2 protein-coding genes are annotated in these 20,167 nt (G+C 77.1%); both read left to right on the top strand.

Annotated features, from left to right (window positions below; all coding sequences use genetic code 11):
• The first annotated feature begins 151 nt into the window (after positions 1-151).
• Positions 152-16,396: a type I polyketide synthase gene (locus PUR71_RS16200; RefSeq protein ID WP_329927689.1), complete on the top strand. Its 16,245-nt coding sequence runs from the start codon at positions 152-154 to the stop codon at positions 16,394-16,396.
• A gap of 80 nt (positions 16,397-16,476) precedes the next feature.
• On the top strand, positions 16,477-20,167 hold a 3,691-nt coding region (locus PUR71_RS16205), incomplete at its 3' end, for a type I polyketide synthase (RefSeq protein ID WP_329927690.1).

A 20,167-nucleotide genomic window follows, 5' to 3' on the forward strand; every position in this document is an offset into this window, starting at 1 on the left:
TAGGGAAAACCGGGGCCGTCCGTGGCGAGACTGGGCGGGCGACGGGTCGGACCCGACGTCAGGAGTTCGCGCGCGGCGCCGGACCGGGCGTCCGGCGGGACCCTTCCCGCACGGCGTTCCCTGGCAGATCCCCGGAGAGGTTGACGTCCCGATGTCGAACGAAGACAAGCTCCGCGACTACCTGAAGCGGGCGATCGCGGACCTCCACGAGACCCGCGAACAACTCCGCGAGGCGACCGAGCAGCACCGGGAGCCGATCGCCGTGGTCGGCATGGCCTGCCGGCTGCCCGGCGGGGTCGCCTCCCCGGAGGAGCTGTGGGACCTCCTGCGCGACGGCGTCGACGCCGTCTCCGCCTTCCCCGCCGACCGCGGCTGGGACCTGCCCGAAGGCGCCGTCACCTCCCGCGAGAGCGGGTTCCTGCACGACGCGGGCGAGTTCGACGCCTCCTTCTTCGGCATCTCGCCGCGCGAGGCCCTCGCCATGGACCCCCAGCAGCGGATCCTCCTGGAGACCGCCTGGGAGGCCGTCGAACGGGCCGGCATCGACCCCGGGACGCTGACCGGCACCCAGACCGGCGTGTTCGTCGGCACCGGGCACGGCGGCTACGACAGCGCCTCCACCGCCGGCGGCCAGATCGCCGAGACCGCCGCCGGACACCTCCTGACCGGCAACACCGTCAGCGTCGCCTCCGGCCGCATCTCCTACGTCCTCGGCCTCGAAGGCCCGGCCATCACGGTCGACACCGCGTGCTCCTCCTCGCTGGTCGCCCTGCACCTCGCCGTCCAGTCGCTGCGCCGGGGCGAGTGCTCGCTGGCGCTCGCGGGCGGCGTGACGGTGATGTCGAGCCCGCAGATGTTCACCGAGTTCTCCCGGCAGGGCGGCCTCGCCGCCGACGGCCGGTGCAAGCCCTTCGCGGCGGCGGCCGACGGCACCGCGTGGAGCGAGGGCGCGGCCGTCCTCCTGGTCGAGCGGCTCTCCGACGCGCGGCGCCTCGGCCACCCGGTGCTGGCCGTCGTGCGCGGCTCGGCCGTCAACCAGGACGGTGCCTCCAACGGGCTGACGGCGCCCAACGGTCCGTCGCAGCAGCGCGTGATCCGGGCGGCCCTGGCCGACGCCGGTCTGTCGCCCGCGGAGGTGGACATCGTCGAGGCGCACGGCACGGGCACGCGGCTCGGGGACCCGATCGAGGCCCACGCCCTGCTCGCGACCTACGGGCAGGACCGCGAACAGCCCGTGCTCATCGGTGCGTTGAAGTCCAACACCGGCCACACCCAGGCCGCCTCCGGCGTCGCCGGGGTGATCAAGACGGTGCTCGCGATGCGGCACGGCCTGGTGCCGCGCACCCTGCATCTCGACGCCCCGACCCCGCACGTCGACTGGACCGCCGGCGCCGCCGAACTCCTGGACGAGGCCCGGGAATGGCCCGCCAACGCGTGGCCCCGGCGGGCCGCCGTGTCCTCCTTCGGCGTGAGCGGCACCAACGCGCACGTCGTGCTGGAGGCGGCGCCCGCGGTCGAGGACGTCGAGCTGGACGTGACGGCCGGGGCGACGCTGCCGTGGGTGCTGTCGGCGCACGACGAGACGGCCCTGCGGGCCCAGGCCGGGCGCCTGGCCACCCACCTGCGGACGCGCGGACCGCTCGACGCGGCCGACGTCGCGTACTCCCTGGCGACCGGCCGGTCGGCCATGGCGCACCGGGCCGTCGTCGTCTCGGCCGACCCGGAGGAGCGTCTGCGCGCGCTGGACGCCCTCGCGGCCGGGAGCGCCGTCGCCGGCCTCGTGACGGGCGCGGCGGAGAAGGGGGCGGCGACGGCGTTCCTGTTCTCGGGGCAGGGGTCGCAGCGGTTGGGGATGGGGCGGGAGTTGTATGCCCGGTTCCCGGTGTTCGCGCGGGCTTTCGACGAGGTGTGTGCGGAGCTGGATCCGGGTCTGCGGGATGTGGTGTGGGGTTCGGATGCGGAGCTGCTGAATCAGACGGCGTATGCCCAGGCCGGGTTGTTCGCGGTCGAGGTGGCGCTCTACCGGCTGGTCGAGTCGTTGGGTGTGCGGCCGGAGTTCGTGGCGGGGCACTCGATCGGTGAGGTGGCCGCGGCGCACGTGGCGGGGGTGTTCAGCCTGGCTGACGCCTGCGCCCTGGTGGCGGCTCGTGGCCGTCTGATGCAGGCGCTGCCGGCGGGCGGTGCGATGCTCGCCGTCCAGGCGACGGAGGACGACGTCCTGCCGTTGCTGGGCGAGTTCGTGTCGATTGCCGCTGTCAATGGCCCGACTTCCGTTGTCGTTTCGGGCACGGAGGAGGCTGTCGCGGCGATCGAGGCACACTTCGCCGACCGCAGGACGACGCGGCTTCGGGTCTCGCACGCGTTCCACTCGCCGCTGATGGACCCGATGCTCGCGGACTTCCGTGAGGTCCTCAACGGGCTGACGTACAACGCGCCGTCGATCCCGCTGGTCTCCAACCTGACGGGCGCACTGGCGGAAGGGGTCCAGGGGCCCGACTACTGGGTGCGCCACGTCCGCGAGGCGGTCCGCTTCGCCGACGGCGTCCGCACCCTCCACGAGGCCGGGGTCACCCGCTTCCTCGAACTCGGCCCGGACGGCGTCCTCACCGCCATGGCGGCCGAGACGCTGCCCGCCCACGCCGCCACGGCCGCCGCGCTCCGCAAGGACCGTCCCGAGGAGCCGGCCCTCCTGGAGGCGCTCGCCCGCCTGCACGTGTGCGGCGCCGGCCCGGACTGGGCGGCGGTGCTCGCCGGCTCCGGCGGCCGCCGCGTGGACCTGCCCACGTACGCGTTCCAGCGGCAGCGCTACTGGCTGCCCGAGCTCCAGCGCCGCGACGCGGGCGCGGCCCCGGCCGACCCGGTCGAGCACGCGTTCTGGACGGCCGTCGAGGCCGGCGACCTGCGGGAGGCGTCGGCCGTCCTCGGGATCGCGGAGGAGGACGCCGAGGCCTCGTTGGACCGCCTGCTGCCCGTCCTGGCCTCCTGGCGCGGGCAGCGGCGCCTGCTCGGCACGCTGGACGGATGGACGTACGGGACGAGCTGGGTGCCCGTGCGCGGCCTCACCGACGCCGTCCCGCAGGGCCGCTGGCTCGCGGTCCTCCCGGAAGGCACGGAGGGGACGGAGGGGACGGAGGAAAGCTGGCCCGCGACCGTCCTCGACGCCCTCGCCGAGCGCGGTCTTCGCATCGAGCGGGTGGCGGGCGCCGAGGCCGTGGCCGCGCTGCCGGCGGACGCCTCCGGCGAACCGCTCGCCGGCGTCCTCTCCTTCCTCGCCGCCGACGGCCGTCCGCACCCCGCCCACCACCTCGTGCCGCGCTACCTGCCCGCGACCGTCGACCTGCTGCGCACCCTGGAGGCCGCGGGCGGTTCGGCGCGGCTCTGGTGCCTCACCCGCGGCGCCGTCGCCGCCGAGGGCGCGGACCGGCTGAGCGAGCCCGAGCAGGCGCAGCTGTGGGGCCTCGGCCGGGTGGCCGCGCTGGAGCACCCGCAGCGCTGGGGCGGCCTGATCGACCTGCCCGTGGCCCCCGACGCCCGCACCGCCGTCCGCCTGGCCGGGCTCCTCGCCCAGGCCGCCGAGGACCAGCTCGCCCTGCGCGGCTCCGGCGCCTACGCCCGCCGCCTGACCCGCCGCCACCTCCCGCTGCCGCCGGGCCGCGCTGCCACGCTGCCGCGGTCCGGGGCGGAGGAGCCGAGGGCGGTCGGCGCGGACCAGCACGGCGCGGCGCCCGCGCCGGACGCCCCCGACGGCTGGACCGCGCCCAGGGGCACCCTGCTCGTCACCGGCGGAACCGGCGCCCTCGGCGCGCACGTCGCCCGCTGGCTGGCCCGGGCCGGCGCCGAGCACCTCCTCCTCGTCGGCCGCCGCGGCCCCGACGCCCCCGGCGCGCAGCAGCTGAGCGACGAGCTCGAAGGCCTCGGCGCCCGCGTCACCGTCGCCGCCTGCGACGTCGCCGACCGCGACGCGCTCGCCGCCCTCCTCGCCGCCGTGCCCGCCGAGCAGCCGCTCACCGGTGTCGTCCACGCCGCCGGCGTCCTCGACGACGGCGTCCTGGAGAGCCTCACGGCCGACCGCTTCGACGCCGTGCTCCGCGCCAAGGCCGCCTGCGCCCGCACCCTCCACGAGCTGACGGCCGGGCACGACCTCGCCCTGTTCGTCCTGTTCTCCTCGATCACCGGCGTCCTCGGCAACCCCGGCCAGGCCAACTACGCCGCCGCCAACGCCTACCTCGACGCCCTCGCCGAGCACCGCCGCGCCGCCGGGCTGCCCGCCACCGCCGTCGCCTGGGGCCCGTGGGCCGGGGGCGGCATGGCCGGCGACCACCCGGGCCTCACCGGGCGGATGCGGCGCAGCGGGCTCGCCCCGATGGACCCGCAGCGGGCGGTCGCCGCGCTGCGCCGGGCCCTGCTCGCGGACGCCTCCGGCCTGACCGTGGCGGACGTCGACTGGAGCGCGCTCGCGCCCGTGCTCACCGCCGCCCGGCCGAGCGCGCTGATCGCCGATCTGCCTGAGGTGCGTGGCGCCGCGAGCCCGGAAGCGGCCACCGCCGGTTCCCCGCTCGCCGGGCAGCTGCGCGGCCGCGGCGCCGACGAGCAGGAGCGCGTGCTGCTGGAGCTCGTCCGCACCGAGGCCGCCGCCGTCCTCGGGCACGTCTCCACCGCGACCGTCGACGCCGCCCGGGCGTTCCGGGACCTCGGGTTCGACTCGCTGACCGCCGTCGAGCTGCGCAACCGCCTCACCGCCGCGACCGGCCTGCGCCTGCCCGCCACCCTGCTGTTCGACCGGCCCACGCCGGCCGCCGTCGCCGCGCACCTGCGCGCCGAACTGGCCGGCACGGCCGCCGTCCTGGAGCAGGTGGCCGCCGTCGCCGCCGACGAGCCGATCGCGATCGTCGCGATGGCCTGCCGCTTCCCCGGCGGCGTCGAGTCGCCGGAGGACCTCTGGCGGCTGCTCGCCGAGGGCCGCGACGCGGTGGGCCCGTTCCCGGCCGACCGGGGCTGGGACACCGACCGTCTGCACCACCCGGACCCCGACCACGAGGGCACCAGCTACGTCGCCGAGGGCGCCTTCCTCACCGCCCCCGCCGACTTCGATGCCGCCTTCTTCGGGATCTCCCCGCGCGAGGCCCTCGCGATGGACCCGCAGCAGCGGCTCCTCCTGGAGACGGTCTGGGAGGCCGTCGAGCGCTCCGGCATCGACCCCGGCGCCCTGCACGGCTCGCGCACGGGCGTGTTCGTCGGCTCCAACTTCCAGGACTACCACCTGCTGCTGGACCCGGCCCGCGAGGGCGTCGCCGGGCACGTGATGACGGGCAACGCCGCGAGCGTGATCTCCGGCCGCGTCGCCTACACCCTCGGGCTGGAGGGCCCGGCGGTCACCGTCGACACCGCGTGCTCGTCCTCGCTGGTCGCCCTGCACCTGGCCGCCCAGGCCCTGCGCCGGGGCGAGTGCTCGCTGGCGCTCGCGGGCGGCGTGACGGTGATGTCCACGCCGCAGGTGTTCGTCGAGTTCTCGCGCCAGCGCGGCCTGGCCCCCGACGGCCGCTGCAAGCCGTTCGCGGACGCGGCGGACGGGACGGGCTGGGCCGAGGGCGTCGGCGTGCTGCTCGTCGAGCGGCTCTCGGACGCGCGGCGCAACGGGCACCCGGTGCTGGCCGTCGTGCGCGGCTCGGCCGTCAACCAGGACGGTGCCTCCAACGGGCTGACGGCGCCCAACGGTCCGTCGCAGCAGCGCGTGATCCGGGCGGCCCTGGCCGACGCCGGTCTGGCGCCCGCCGAGGTGGACGCCGTCGAGGCGCACGGCACCGGCACGAAGCTCGGCGACCCGATCGAGGCCCAGGCGCTCCTCGCCGCCTACGGGCAGAACCGCGAACTCCCGCTGCTCCTGGGGTCGGTGAAGTCCAACCTCGGCCACACCCAGGCCGCCGCCGGCGTCGCGGGCGTGATGAAGACCGTGCTCGCGATGCAACACGGCGAACTCCCGAAGTCCCTGCACATCGACGAGCCGACCGCGCAGGTCGACTGGACCGCCGGTGCCGTCGAGCTGCTGAGCGAGGCCCGCGCCTGGCCCGAGACCGGACGGCCCCCGCGCGCGGGCGTGTCCTCGTTCGGCGTCAGCGGCACCAACGCCCACGTGATCCTCGAGGCGGCCCCGGCGCCCGAGCCGCTGCCCGAGCGCCCGTCCGCCGCCCGTCCGCTGCCCTGGCTGCTGTCCGCCCGGAGCCCGGAGGCCGTGCGCGAGCAGGCCCGCCGCCTTGCCGCCCACGTCCGGGCGGCCGAGCCGGCCCTCGACGACGTCGCCCGCTCGCTCGTCACCACCCGTGCCGCCCTGGCGCACCGGGCCGCCGTCGTCGCACCCGACCGCGCCGGGCTCCTGGAGGGCCTGGACGCCCTCGCCGACGCCCGCCCCACTCCCGCCGCCCTGGAGGGCCGGGCCGCGGGGGAGGGCGCCCCGGTCTTCGTCTTCCCCGGCCAGGGCTCCCAGTGGGCCGGCATGGCCGTCGAACTCCTCGACACCGCACCGGTGTTCGCACGGCGCTTCGCCGAGTGCGCGGCGGCCCTGGAGCCGTTCACCGACTGGTCGGCGACCGACGTCCTGCGCGGCGAGGCCGGGGCGCCCGGCTTCGACCGGGTCGACGTCGTGCAGCCCGTGCTGTTCGCCGTCATGGTGTCGCTCGCCGAACTGTGGCGCGCGCACGGCGTCGAACCCGCCGCCGTGCTCGGCCACTCCCAGGGCGAGATCGCCGCCGCCTGCGTGGCCGGCGCGCTCTCCCTGGACGACGCCGCCCGCGTCGTCGCCCTGCGCAGCCGGGCGATCCGGCGGCTCGCCGGCCTCGGCGGCATGGTCTCGGTGGCCGAGCCGGTCACCGCCGTCCGCGACCGCCTCGCCCGCTGGGAGGAGCGGATCTCCGTCGCCGCCGTCAACGGCCCCGGCTCGGTGGTGGTTTCGGGCGACCCCGGAGCCCTGGACGAGCTGATCGCCGACTGCGAGCGGGCCGGCGTCCGCGCCCGCCGCGTCCCCGTCGACTACGCCTCGCACTCCGCGCACGTCGAGCGCATCGAGCACGAGCTGCTCGACCTCCTCGCGCCGATCGCCCCGCGCACCTCCGACGTGCCGTTCTGCTCGACCGTCACCGGCACCGTCATCGACACCGCCGCCCTGGACGCCGCCTACTGGTACCGCAACCTGCGCCACACCGTGGAGTTCGAGCAGGCCACCCGCACCCTGCTGGCCGCCGGCCACCGGGTGTTCGTCGAGGTCAGCCCGCACCCCGTCGTCACCACCGGAGTCCAGGAGACGATCGAGGACAGCGGCCTGCCCGCCGCCGCCCTCGGCACGCTGCGCCGCGACGAGGGCGGCCCCGGCCGCTTCCTGCTCGCCCTCGCCGACGCCCGCAACCACGGCGCCCGGGTGGACTGGGACCTCCTGTTCGCCGGCACCGGAGCGCGCGCCACCCAACTGCCCACCTACCCGTTCCAGCGGCAGCGCTACTGGCCGCGCCCCGGCGCGACGGGCGGCGACGTCACCACGGCGGGCCTGGCCGCGCCGGAGCACCCGCTGCTCGGCGCCGCCGTCGAACTCGCCCAGGGCGGCGGGCTGGTGGCCACCGCCCGCTGGTCGCTGCGCACCCACCCGTGGCTCGCCGATCACGCCGTCGCGGACACCGTCGTGGTGCCCGGCGCCGCGCTGGTCGAGGCAGTCGTCCGCGCCGGCGACGAACTCGGCTGCGGGCGCATCGAGGAGCTGACCCTGCACGCGCCCGTCCTGCTGCCCGAGCGCGGCGCGCTCCAGGTGCAGATCGAGGTCGGAGCCCCGGACGACGCGGGACGGCGCTCCGTCAACCTCCACACGCGCCCGGCCGACGCGGACACGGCCGAGGGCTGGACCCGGCACGCCGACGGCAGCCTCGCGCCCGCCGGTGCCGAGCCCGCGCCGGCGTCCGCCGCCTGGCCGCCCGCCGGCGCCGAGCCGATCGACGTCGCCGGCTTCTACGAGGGCCTGCGCGAACAGGGCTACGGCTACGGCCCGGTGTTCCAGGGCGTTCGCGCGGCCTGGCGCCTCGGCGAGGCCGTCCACGCCGAGGTCGAGCTGCCCGCGCCGGCCCGCGCCGACGCCGCCCGCTACGGCCTGCACCCGGCCCTCCTCGACGCCGCCCTGCACCCGGCGGGCCTCGGCCCGCTGGCGGGCCACCCCGGGCTGCCCTTCGCCTGGACCGGCGTCACGCTCCACGCCGCCGGGGCCACCGCCCTGCGGGTGACGCTCACCCCGGCCGGGCCCGACGCCGTGTCCGTCACGATGGCCGACCCGGCCGGTCGCCCGGTGGCCGCCATCGAGGCCCTGGCCGTGCGCCCGCTCGCCGAGGGCGCCCTCGACCCGGCCGCCCGGGTGGCCCGCGAGGCGCTCTTCCACCTGGACTGGCCGGCCCTGACCCTCCCCGAGCCCGGTCCGGCCCCCGCCCGCTGGACCGCCCTCGGCGAACCGCCCGCCCACGCGGCGGCCCTCGCCGACGCCGGCGTCACCCTGACGGACGGCGCCGACGCCGATCTGACGGTCGTGGAGCTGAGCGGCGACGCCCCGCTCGCCGCCCTCGAACGCGCCCTCGCCGTCCTCCGGGACCGGCTCGCCGAGGACCGCCCCCTGCTGGTCCTGACCCGCCGCGCCGTCGCCGCCGACCCGGCCGAGGACGTCCACGACCTGCCCGCCGCCGCCGTCCACGGCCTGGTCCGCTCCGCCCAGGGCGAGCACCCCGGCCGCATCGTCCTCGCCGACCTGGACGACGACCCCGCCTCCTGGCGCGCCCTTCCCGCCGCGCTCGCCACCGGCGAACCCCGGCTCGCCCTGCGCCACGGCACCGCCCACGCCCCCCGCCTGGCCCGCGCCCACACCGCCGGGCCGCTGCCCACGCCCGAGGGCCCGTGGCGCCTGGACATCCGCGCCAAGGGCACCGTCGACAACCTCGAACTGCTGCCGAGCCCCGACGCCGCCGCGCCGCTCGCCGAGGGCGAGGTCCGCATCGAGGTCCGCGCCGCGGGCCTCAACTTCCGCGACGTCCTCAACGCCCTCGACATGTACCCGGGCGGTGCCCGCTTCCTCGGCGCCGAGGCCGCCGGCATCGTGCGCGAAGTCGGCCCCGGCGTCACCGCGCTCGCCGTCGGCGACCGCGTGATGGGCATGGTCACCGGAGGGTTCGGCCCGCTCGCCGTCGCCGACCACCGCGTGCTCGCCCGCGTCCCCCGGGGCTGGACCTTCGCGCAGGCCGCCTCCGTCCCCGTCGTCTTCCTCACCGCCTACTACGCCCTGCGCGACCTCGCCGGCCTCCGGGACGGCGAGCGCCTCCTCGTCCACGCCGCGACCGGCGGCGTCGGCATGGCCGCCACCCAGCTCGGCCGCCTCTGGGGCGCCGAGGTCTACGGCACCGCGAGCGAGGCCAAACAGCACCTCCTGCGCGCCGACGGTCTGCCGGACACCGCCATCGCCTCCTCCCGCACCCTCGACTTCGAGGAGCGCTTCCGCACCGCCACCGGCGGCGCGGGCGTGGACGTCGTCCTCAACTCCCTCGCGGGGGAGTACGTCGACGCCTCGCTGCGTCTCCTCGGACCGGGCGGCCGGCTGATCGAGATGGGCCGCACCGACGTCCGCGACCCCGCCGAGGTCGCCGCCGCCCACGGCGGCGCCCGCTACCAGGCGTTCGTCCTCCAGGAGGCCGGACCCGAGCGGATCGGACAGATGCTCGCCGACCTGGTCGAGCTGTTCGAACGGGGCGCCCTGCGGCCCCTCCCGCTCACCTGCTGGGACGTCACCCGCGCCCGCGAGGCCTTCCGCCACATGGCCCAGGCCCGGCACACCGGCAAGATCGTCCTCACCGTCCCGCGCGCCTGGGACCCGGACGGCACCGTCCTGATCACCGGCGGCACCGGCACCCTCGGCGCCGCACTCGCCCGCCACCTGGTGGCGACGCGCGGCGTGCGGCACCTGCTGCTCGCCGGCCGCAGCGGCCCCGACGCCCCCGGCGCGGCCGAACTCACCGAGGAACTGACCGCCCTCGGCGCCGAGGTCACCGTCGCCGTCTGCGACACCGCCGACCGCGACGCCCTGGCCGCCCTGCTGGCCGCCGTGCCCGCCGAGCACCCGCTCACCGCCGTCGTCCACGCGGCCGGCGTCCTCGATGACGGCGTGGTCGAGGGCCTGACGGCCGACCGGCTCGCCGCCGTGCTGCGCCCCAAGGCCGACGCCGCCCGCCACCTGCACGAACTCACCCGCGGCCTCGACCTCGCCGACCTCGTCCTGTTCTCCTCCGCCGCCGGCGTCTTCGGCTCGCCCGGCCAGGGCAACTACGCCGCCGCCAACGCCTGGCTCGACGCCCTCGCCCAGCACCGCCGCGTCGCCGGGCTGCCCACCACCGCCCTCGCCTGGGGCCTGTGGGCGCAGGCCAGCACCATGACCGCCCACCTCGGCGCCACCGACCGGGCCCGCGCCGCGCAGTCCGGCGCGCTCACCCTCAGCACCCCGGACGGCCTCGCCCTGTTCGACGCCGCCCTCGCCGACCACCGCGCCCTCCTCGTCCCCGTCCGCCTGGACACCGCCGCCCTGCGCTCGCGCGGCGCGGCCGAACTCCCCGCCCTGCTGCGCTCACTCGTCCGTACCCCGGCCCGCCGCACCGCCCAGGGCGCCCAGGCCGCCGACGGGCTGCGCGCCCGCCTCGCCGGGCTCACCGCGGCCGACCGCGCCGCGGCGCTCCTCGACCTGGTGAGCGGCTGCACCGCGGCCGTCCTCGGGCACGCCTCGGCCGACCAGGTCCACGCCACCCGGGCGTTCCGCGACCTCGGCCTGGACTCCCTGACCGCCGTCGAACTGCGCAACCGCCTCAACGCCGCGACCGGCCTGCGGCTGCCCGCGACCCTCGTGTTCGACCACCCCACCCCCGGGGCGCTCGCCGGGCACCTGGCCGACGGCCTCACCGGCACCGCCGCGGCGGCCGGAACCGGCGCCGCGCCGCGCGCCGCCGACGAGCCGATCGCGATCGTCGGCATGGCCTGCCGCTTCCCCGGCGGCGTCGCGACCCCCGAGGACCTGTGGGCCCTCCTGGCCACCGGCACCGACGCCATCGCCCCCTTCCCCGCCGACCGCGGCTGGGACCTCGACCACCTCTACGACGGCGTCCCCGACCACCCCGACTCCTCCCGCACCCGCGAGGGCGGCTTCCTCGCCGACGCCGCCGGCTTCGACGCCGCCTTCTTCGGCGTCAGCCCCAACGAGGCCCTCGCGATGGACCCCCAACAGCGGCTCCTGCTGGAGACCTCGTGGGAGGCCCTCGAACGCGCCGGCATCGACCCCGGCACGCTGCGCGGCAGCCGCACCGGCGTGTTCGCCGGCCTGTCCTCCAGCGACTACCTCGACCGGGTCGCCACCGTCCCCGACGAGGCCGCGCCCTACGTCAGCACCGGCAACGCGGCGAGCGTGATCTCCGGCCGCATCGCCTACACCCTCGGGCTGGAGGGCCCGGCCGTCACCGTCGACACCGCGTGCTCGTCCTCCCTGGTGGCGCTCCACCTCGCGGTCCGCGCGCTGCGCGGCGGCGAGTGCACGCTCGCCCTCGCGGGCGGCGTCACCGTGATGTCGACGCCGATGATCCCGGTCGACTTCGCCCGCCAGCGCGGTCTCGCCCTCGACGGGCGCTGCAAGCCCTTCGCGGACGCCGCCGACGGCACCGGCTTCTCCGAGGGCGTCGGCGTGCTGCTCGTCGAGCGGCTCTCGGACGCGCGGCGCAACGGGCACCCGGTGCTGGCCGTCGTGCGCGGCTCCGCCGTCAACCAGGACGGCGCCAGCAACGGGCTCAGCGCCCCGAACGGCCCCTCGCAGCAGCGCGTGATCCGGGCCGCCCTGGCCGACGCCGGTCTGGCGCCCGCCGAGGTCGACGCCGTCGAGGCGCACGGCACCGGCACCCGCCTCGGCGACCCGATCGAGGCCCAAGCCCTCCTCGCCACCTACGGACAGGAGCGCGAACACCCGCTCCTCGTCGGCTCGGTGAAGTCCAACCTCGGTCACACCCAGGCCGCCGCCGGCGTCGCGGGCGTCCTGCGCACCGTCCTCGCCCTGCGGCACGCCGCCCTCCCGCAGAGCCTCCACATCGACCGGCCCACCACGCACGTCGACTGGACGGAGGGCGCCGTCGACCTGCTCACCGAGGCCCGCGACTGGCCCGCCACCGGACGGCCCCGGCGCGCCGGCGTCTCCTCCTTCGGCCTCAGCGGCACCAACGCCCACGTGATCCTCGAACAGGCCCCCGAGCCGGAGCCGTCGGCACCCGGACCCGAGCGCCCCGCCCTGCCCTGGCTGCTCTCCGCCCGCAGCGCCGAGGCCCTGCGCGGCCAGGCCCGCGCGCTGCTCGACCACCTCCGCGTCAGCACCGCCGCGCCCCTCGACCTCGCCCACTCCCTCGCCACCGGCCGCGCCCTCCTGGAGCACCGCGCCGCCGTCGTCGGCACGGACACCGAGGACCTGCGCGCCGGGCTCTCCGCGCTCGCCGACGGCACGCCGGCCCCGGGCGTCGTCACCGGCCGGCACGGAGCCGGGCGTGACCGCCGGGTCGTCCTCGTCTTCCCCGGCCAGGGCTCCCAGTGGGTCGGCATGGGCGCCGAACTGCTCGACGCCTCACCGGAGTTCGCCGAGCGGATCGCCGCCTGCGAACAGGCCCTCGCGCCCTGGACGGACTGGTCCCTCGAAGCCGTCCTGCGCGGCGCCGCCGACGCGCCGTCACTGGAGCGCGTCGACGTCGCCCAGCCCGCCCTGTGGGCCACCATGATCGCCCTCGCCACCTGCTGGCAGGCCCACGGCGTCACCCCCGCCGCCGTCCTCGGCCACTCCCAGGGCGAGATCGCAGCCGCCTGCGTGGCCGGCGCGCTCTCCCTGGAGGACGGCGCCAAGGTCGTCGCCCTGCGCAGCCAGGCCATCGCCCGCGGCCTCTCCGGCCACGGCGGCATGGTGTCGGTGCCGCTCGCCCACGCCGACGTCCTCGCCCGCATCGAGTCCCACGGCGGCCGGATCTCGGTGGCCGCCGCCAACGGCCCGGCCGGCGTCGTCGTCTCCGGTGAGAACGCGGCCCTAGACGACCTCCTCGCGGAGTGCGCCCGCGACGGCGTCCGGGCCAAGCGCATCCCCGTCGACTACGCCTCCCACTCCGCCCAGGTCGAGCGGATCGAGGAGACCCTCCTCACCGAACTGGCCGGACTGACCACGCGCGAGGCCCGCATCCCGTTCTTCTCCACCGTCACCGCCGACTGGCTCGGCGACACCCCGCTCGACGCCGGCTACTGGTACCGCAACCTGCGGCAGACCGTCCGCCTGGAGGAATCCGTCCGCGCGCTGCTCGCCCAGGGCCACGACGCCTACCTCGAATGCAGCCCGCACCCCGTGCTCTCGATGGCCGTCGAGGACACCGCCGCCGACGCGGGCGCCCAGGCCGTCGTGCTCGGCACCGTCCGGCGCGAGGACGGCGGCCCGGCCCGGCTGCTGACCTCCCTCGCCGAGGCGCACGTGCGCGGCGTGCGGATCGACTGGCGGCCCGCCCTCGCCGGCGGCCGGCCCGTCGACCTGCCCACCTACGCCTTCCAGCGCCGCCGCTACTGGCTCGCCCAGGACGCGGCCCGCACCGGCGCCCCCCTCGACCCCTGCGGGCTGGACGCCGTCGTCCGGCTCGCCGAGAGCTCGGGGAGCGTCCTGCTCACCGGCCGGATCGGCGTCACGACACACCCGTGGACGGCCGACCACCGCGTGCGCGGCACCGCCCTCGTGCCGGGCACCGCGCTGCTCGACTGGGCCGTGCGGGCCGGCGACGAAGCCGGCTGCCCGGTCGTCGCCGAACTCACCGAGCTCACCCCGCTGCTCCTGCCCGACCACGGCACCGTCGACCTCCAGCTCACCGTGGGCGCCGCCGACGCCGACGGCCGACGGGCCCTCACCGTCCACGCCCGTCCGACCGGCGCGTCCGACGACGTCCCGTGGACCTGCCACGCCACCGCCACCCTGACGGGCGAGAGCGCCGACGGAGCCCGCCTGACCGAGTGGCCGCCGCCCGGTGCCGAGGCGATGGACACCTCGGACGACGCCGAGTACGGCGAGCGCTTCCGCACCGTCCAGGCCCGCTGGCGGCGCGGCGACGAACTGTTCGCCGAGGTCGCCCTGCCCGAGGACCACCACACCGAGACGGCCGGCTTCCGAATCCACCCCGGCCTGCTCCAGGCCCTGCTCGCCGCCCTGCCCGCCGCCACCGGACCGGACCGCACCGACCCGGCGCAGCCCGCCGACTGGCGTGGCGTCACCGTCCACGCCACCGGCGCCGCGCTGCTCCGCGTCCGGCTCACCCCGGCCGCCGACGGCACCCACGCGCTGACCGCCGCCGACGCCGACGGCGCCCCCGTGCTCACCGCCGAGGCCGTCACCGTCCGCCCGATCGCGTCCGAGCACCTCGCCCCGGCGGCCGACCCGCTCTATGCCGTCGAGTGGATCCCGGTGACCGCCACCGGCCGTGCGGACACCGCCGTCCTCGGCGACGACGACGCCCTCGCCGCCGTCCTCGGCGCCCGTTCCCACGCCGACCTGGCCGAGCTCACCGCCGCCCTGGACGCCGGAGAGCCCGCACCCGCCACCGTCGTCCACCGCCTCACCGCGGCCGACGACGCCGACCCCGTCACCGCCGCGCACCACGCCGTCCGGGCCGCCCACGGCCTCGCCCGCGCCTGGCTCGCCGAACCCAGGCTCGCCGACGCCCGCCTCGCCCTGATCACCCGCGGCGCCGAGACCGCGTCCCCCTCCACCGGCGCCACCGCCCTCGCCCAGGCGGCCGCCCACGGCCTCCTCCGCTCCGCCCAATCCGAGAACCCCGGCCGCTTCCTCCTCGTCGACCTCGACGACGACCCGGCCTCCACCGCCGCCCTGCCCGCCGCCCTCGCCGTCCCCGACGAGCCGCGCCTGGCCGTCCGCGGCGGCGACGTGACGGCGCCCCGGCTGCGCCCGGTGCCGGGCGGCGCGGACGACCGCGCGTGGTCCTGGAACCCGGCGGGCACCGTCCTGATCACCGGCGGCACCGGCACCCTCGGCGCCCTCGTCGCCCGCCACCTCGTCACCGACCACGGCGTCCGCCACCTCCTGCTCACCGGCCGCCGCGGCCCCGGCGCCCCCGGCGCCACCGAGCTCCTCGCCGACCTGGCGGCCCTCGGCGCCGAGGCCCGCGTCGTCGCCTGCGACACCGCCGACCGCGCCGCCCTCGACGCGCTCCTCGCCACCGTCCCCGCCGAGCACCCGCTCACCGGCGTCGTCCACGCCGCCGGGGTCCTGCACGACGGCCTGCTCGAAAGCCTGACGGACGAGCAGATCACCGAGGTGCTGCGCCCCAAGGTGGACGCCGCGTGGAACCTCCACGACGCCACCCGCGGCCTGGACCTCTCCGCCTTCGTCCTGTTCTCCTCCTTCGCCGCCACGGCCGGCGGACCCGGCCAGGCCAACTACGCCGCCGCCAACGCCTTCCTCGACGCGCTCGCCCACCACCGCCGCACCGAAGGCCGCCCGGCCGTCTCCCTCGCGTGGGGATACTGGGGAGAATCGAGTGGAATGACGTCCACGCTGGACGCCGTGGACATCGCCCGCTTCGCGCGCTCCGGCATGCTGGCGCTCACGGCCGTGCAGGGCCTCGCCCTGCTCGACGCCGCGAGCGCCATCGACCGACCGCACCTGGCCCCGATCAGGCTCGACCGGCACGCCCTCGCCACGGCCGGGGCGGCGCCGCTCTTCGCCGAGCTCGCGCCCCGCCGCGCCGCTGCCCGGCGGACGGCCGCGGGGCCGGCCGGGAGCGCGGCGACCGGCGACCGGGGGGTGCTCGACCGGCTGCCCGGCCTCGCCGGCGCCCAGCAGGAGAAGCTGCTGCTGGACGTCGTCGTGGGCCACCTCGCCGCCGTCCTCGGCCACGGCTCGCCCGAGGCCGTCGAACCCGAGCGCGGCTTCCTCGACCTCGGCATGTCCTCCCTGACCGCCGTCGAGCTGCGCAACCGCCTCAACGCCGAACTCGGCCTGCGGCTGCCCACCACGACGATCTTCGACCATCCGTCGCCCACCGCCCTCGCCGGGCGCCTGCGCGACCTGGTCGGCGCGCCCACCGGCAGCGCCGCGCCCGCCCCCCGGCCCGTCTTCGCCGAACTCGACGAGCTGGAGAGCGCGCTCGGCGCCACCGAACTGGACGCCGACTCCCGCACCCGCCTCCTCGCCCGCCTCAGGAGCCTCCAGTGGCGGCTCGACGGCGACGCCACCGAATCGCCCGCGGCAGCCGACGGCCCGGACGACGCGCTCGACGGCACGACGGACGACGAGATGTTCGACCTGATCGACCGCGAGCTCGGACTCGCCTGAGGACCGGCCCCGGGGCCACCGCGCCCCGGGGCCGTCCCACGGACCCGTACCACCCTTCCGAACAGCGAGGTTTCCCACCCATGGCCAGCACCTCCGAGGACAAGCTCCGCGACTACCTCAAGAAGGTCACCGCGGACCTGCGGCGCACGAAGCAGCGCCTGGAGTCCGTCGAGGCGAGGGACGCCGAGCCGATCGCGATCATCGGGATGGCCTGCCGCTACCCCGGCGGCGTCCGCACCCCGGAGGACCTCTGGCGGCTCGTCGCCGACGGCGCCGACGCCATCGGCGACCTCCCCGAGGACCGCGGCTGGGACACCGGGAACCTCTACGACCCCACCCCCGGCACCCCGGGCAAGAGCTACGTGCGCCACGGCGGATTCCTCGACGGCGCCGCCGACTTCGACGCCGACCTGTTCGGCATCGCCCCGCGCGAAGCCCTGGCCATGGACCCGCAGCAGCGGCTCCTCCTCGAATCCGCCTGGGAGGCCATCGAACGCGCCCGCATCGCCCCCGCCGCCCTGCGCGGCAGCGACACCGGCGTGTTCGTCGGCGGCGCCGACACCGACTACGGCTCCCTCGCCCGTCAGACCGAGGAGACCGAGGGCCACCTCCTCACCGGCGGAGCCGTCAGCGTCCTGTCCGGCCGCATCGCCTACACCCTCGGCCTGGAGGGCCCGGCCGTCACCGTCGACACCGCGTGCTCCTCCGCCCTCGTCGCCCTCCACCTCGCGGTCCGCGCGCTGCGCGCCGGCGAGTGCTCGATGGCCGTCGCGGGTGGCGTCGCCGTCATGCCGACCACCCGCCTGTTCACCGAGTTCTCCCGCCAACGCGGCCTCGCCCCCGACGGCCGCTGCAAGCCCTTCGCGGAGGCCGCGGACGGCACCTCCTGGGCCGAGGGCGTCGGCGTGCTGCTCGTCGAGCGGCTCTCGGACGCCCGGCGCCTCGGCCACGAGGTCCTCGCCGTGGTCCGGGGCACCGCCGTCAACCAGGACGGCGCCAGCAGCCGCCTGACCGCCCCCAACGGGCCCTCGCAGCAGCGCGTCATCCGGGCCGCGCTCGCCAACGCCCGCCTCACCCCCGACCAGGTCGACGCCGTCGAGGCCCACGGCACCGGCACGACCCTCGGCGACCCGATCGAGGCCCAGGCCCTCCTCGCCACCTACGGGCAGGACCGGCCCGCCGACCGCCCGCTCTACCTCGGCGGCGTCAAGTCGAACATCGGCCACGCCCAGGCGGCGGCCGGCGTCGCGGGCGTGATCAAGACGGTCATGGCCCTGCGCGCCGGCCTGCTGCCGGCCACCCTGCACGTCGACGAGCCGTCCTCGCACGTGGACTGGACGGCGGGCGCCGTCGAACTGCTGACGGAGGCCCGCGACTGGCCGGAGACCGGCCGTCCGCGCCGGGCGGGCGTCTCGGCGTTCGGCATCAGCGGGACCAACGCGCACGTGGTCCTGGAGCAGGCGGACGAGCCCGTGGCGGAGGAGCCCGCGAAGGCCGCCCCGGTGCCGGCCGTCGTGCCGTGGGTGCTCAGCGGCCGGACGCCGGAGGCGCTGCGGGCCCAGGCCGCTCGGCTGCGCGAGGCTGCGGCGGGCCTGCCGGCCGCGGACGTCGCGGCGGCACTGGCCACGAGCCGGTCGATGCTCAACCACCGGGCCGTGGTGGTCGGTTCGGACCGGGACGCGCTGCTGCGCGGGCTCGACGCGCTGGCGGCGGGCTCGGGCGGGGCCGTCGAGGGCGCGGTCCGGGGTGGCGGGACGGCGTTCCTGTTCTCGGGGCAGGGGTCGCAGCGGTTGGGGATGGGGCGGGAGTTGTATGTCCGGTTCCCGGTGTTCGCGCGGGCCTTCGACGAGGTGTGTGACGGGCTGGAGTCGCCGCTTCGGGACATCGTGTGGGGTTCGGACGAGGAGCTGCTGAACCAGACGGCGTACGCCCAGGCCGGGTTGTTCGCCGTCGAGGTGGCGCTGTACCGGCTCGTCGAATCGCTGGGTGTGCGGCCGGAGTTCGTGGCGGGGCACTCGATCGGTGAGGTGGCCGCGGCGCACGTGGCGGGGGTGTTCTCGCTCGCTGATGCCTGCGCTCTGGTGAGTGCTCGTGGCCGTCTGATGCAGGCGCTGCCGGCGGGCGGTGCGATGCTCGCCGTCCAGGCGACGGAGGACGACGTCCTGCCGTTGCTGGGCGAGTTCGTGTCGATCGCCGCGATCAACGGTCCGCGCTCGGTCGTCGTGTCCGGGGCGGAGGAGGCCGTCGCGGTCCTCGAGGCACACTTCGCCGACCGCAAGACGACGCGGCTTCGGGTCTCGCACGCGTTCCACTCGCCGCTGATGGACCCGATGCTCGCGGACTTCCGTGAGGTCCTCAACGGGCTGATGTACAACGCGCCGTCGATCCCGCTGGTCTCCAACCTGACGGGCGCACTGGCGGAAGGGGTCCAGGGGCCCGAGTACTGGGTTCGCCACGTTCGTGAGGCGGTCCGCTTCGGCGACGGCGTCCGCACCCTCCACGAGGCCGGGGTCACCCGCTTCCTCGAGCTCGGCCCCGACGCCGTCCTCACCGCGCTCGCGGCTTCCTCCCTCTCCGACGACGCCGTCCTGGCCCCCGTCCTCCGCAAAAACCAGGCCGAGGACACGAGCGTCCTGACCGCCCTCGCCCGGCTGCACGTCACCGGCGCGCACGTCGACTGGGCCGCCCTCTTCGCCGGCACCGCCGTCCGCCCGGTCGACCTGCCGACCTACGCCTTCCAGCACCGCCGCTACTGGCCCCCCACCGCCGCCACGACCGCCGGTGACCTCGGCGCGGCCGGCCTCGACGCCGCCGACCACCCGCTGCTCTCCGCCTCGCTCGAACTCTCCGACGACGACGGCCTGTTGTTCACCTCCAGGCTGTCGTGCCAATCGCACCCGTGGCTCGCCGACCACGTCGTGCGCGGCAACGCCCTGCTGCCCGGCACCGCGTTCCTCGAACTGGCCGTCCGCGCCGGGGACGAGGCCGGCTGCGACCGCGTCGAGGAACTCACCCTGGCCGCGCCGCTCGTCCTGCCCGAGCACACGGGCGTCCAGCTCCAGCTGCGCGTCGGCGCGGCCGACGGGACCGGCCGCCGCGCCTTCACCATCGCCTCCCGGCCCGAGGGCGCCGACGGCCGCGCCTGGGACCAGCACGCGACCGGTGTCCTGGCCGTGGGGGAGACGCGCACCGCGTTCGACACGTCCGTCTGGCCGCCGGCCGGCGCCGAGGCGGTCGACCTCACCGGGCTCTACGAGGGCATGGCCGACGGCGGTTACGCGTACGGCCCGGTGTTCCGGGGCCTGCGGGCCGCCTGGCGGCGCGGCGACGAGGTCTTCGCCGACGTCGCCCTGCCGGAGGGTACGGAGGGCGCGGGCTTCGGCCTGCACCCGGCGCTGCTCGACGCCGCCCTGCACGTGACGGCCGTCAACGGGCTGCCGCACGGCGTCGTGCCGTTCGCGTGGGAGGACGTGTCGCTGCACGCCTCCGGCGCGTCGTCGGTGCGCGTGCGCGTCACCCGGACCGGCGAGGAGTCCGTCGCGGTGGCGGTCGCCGACGCCGGGGGCCGGCCGGTGGCGTCCGTGGGGTCGCTGGCCCTGCGCGCGGTGGCGGGCGGGGAGCCGGTGGTGGCTCGGGACGCGTTGTTCCGGGTGGATTGGGTGCCGGTGAGGTCTTCCGATGCGCCGGAGTTCGTGGCGGTGGCGTCGCTGGCGGAGGTGCCGGCGGAGGTGCCGCCGGTGGTGGTGGTCCGGTCGGCGGACGGGGACGTGC

It is taken from the genome of Streptomyces sp. SP17BM10 (assembly GCF_036322405.1).
Lineage (GTDB): Bacteria > Actinomycetota > Actinomycetes > Streptomycetales > Streptomycetaceae > Kitasatospora.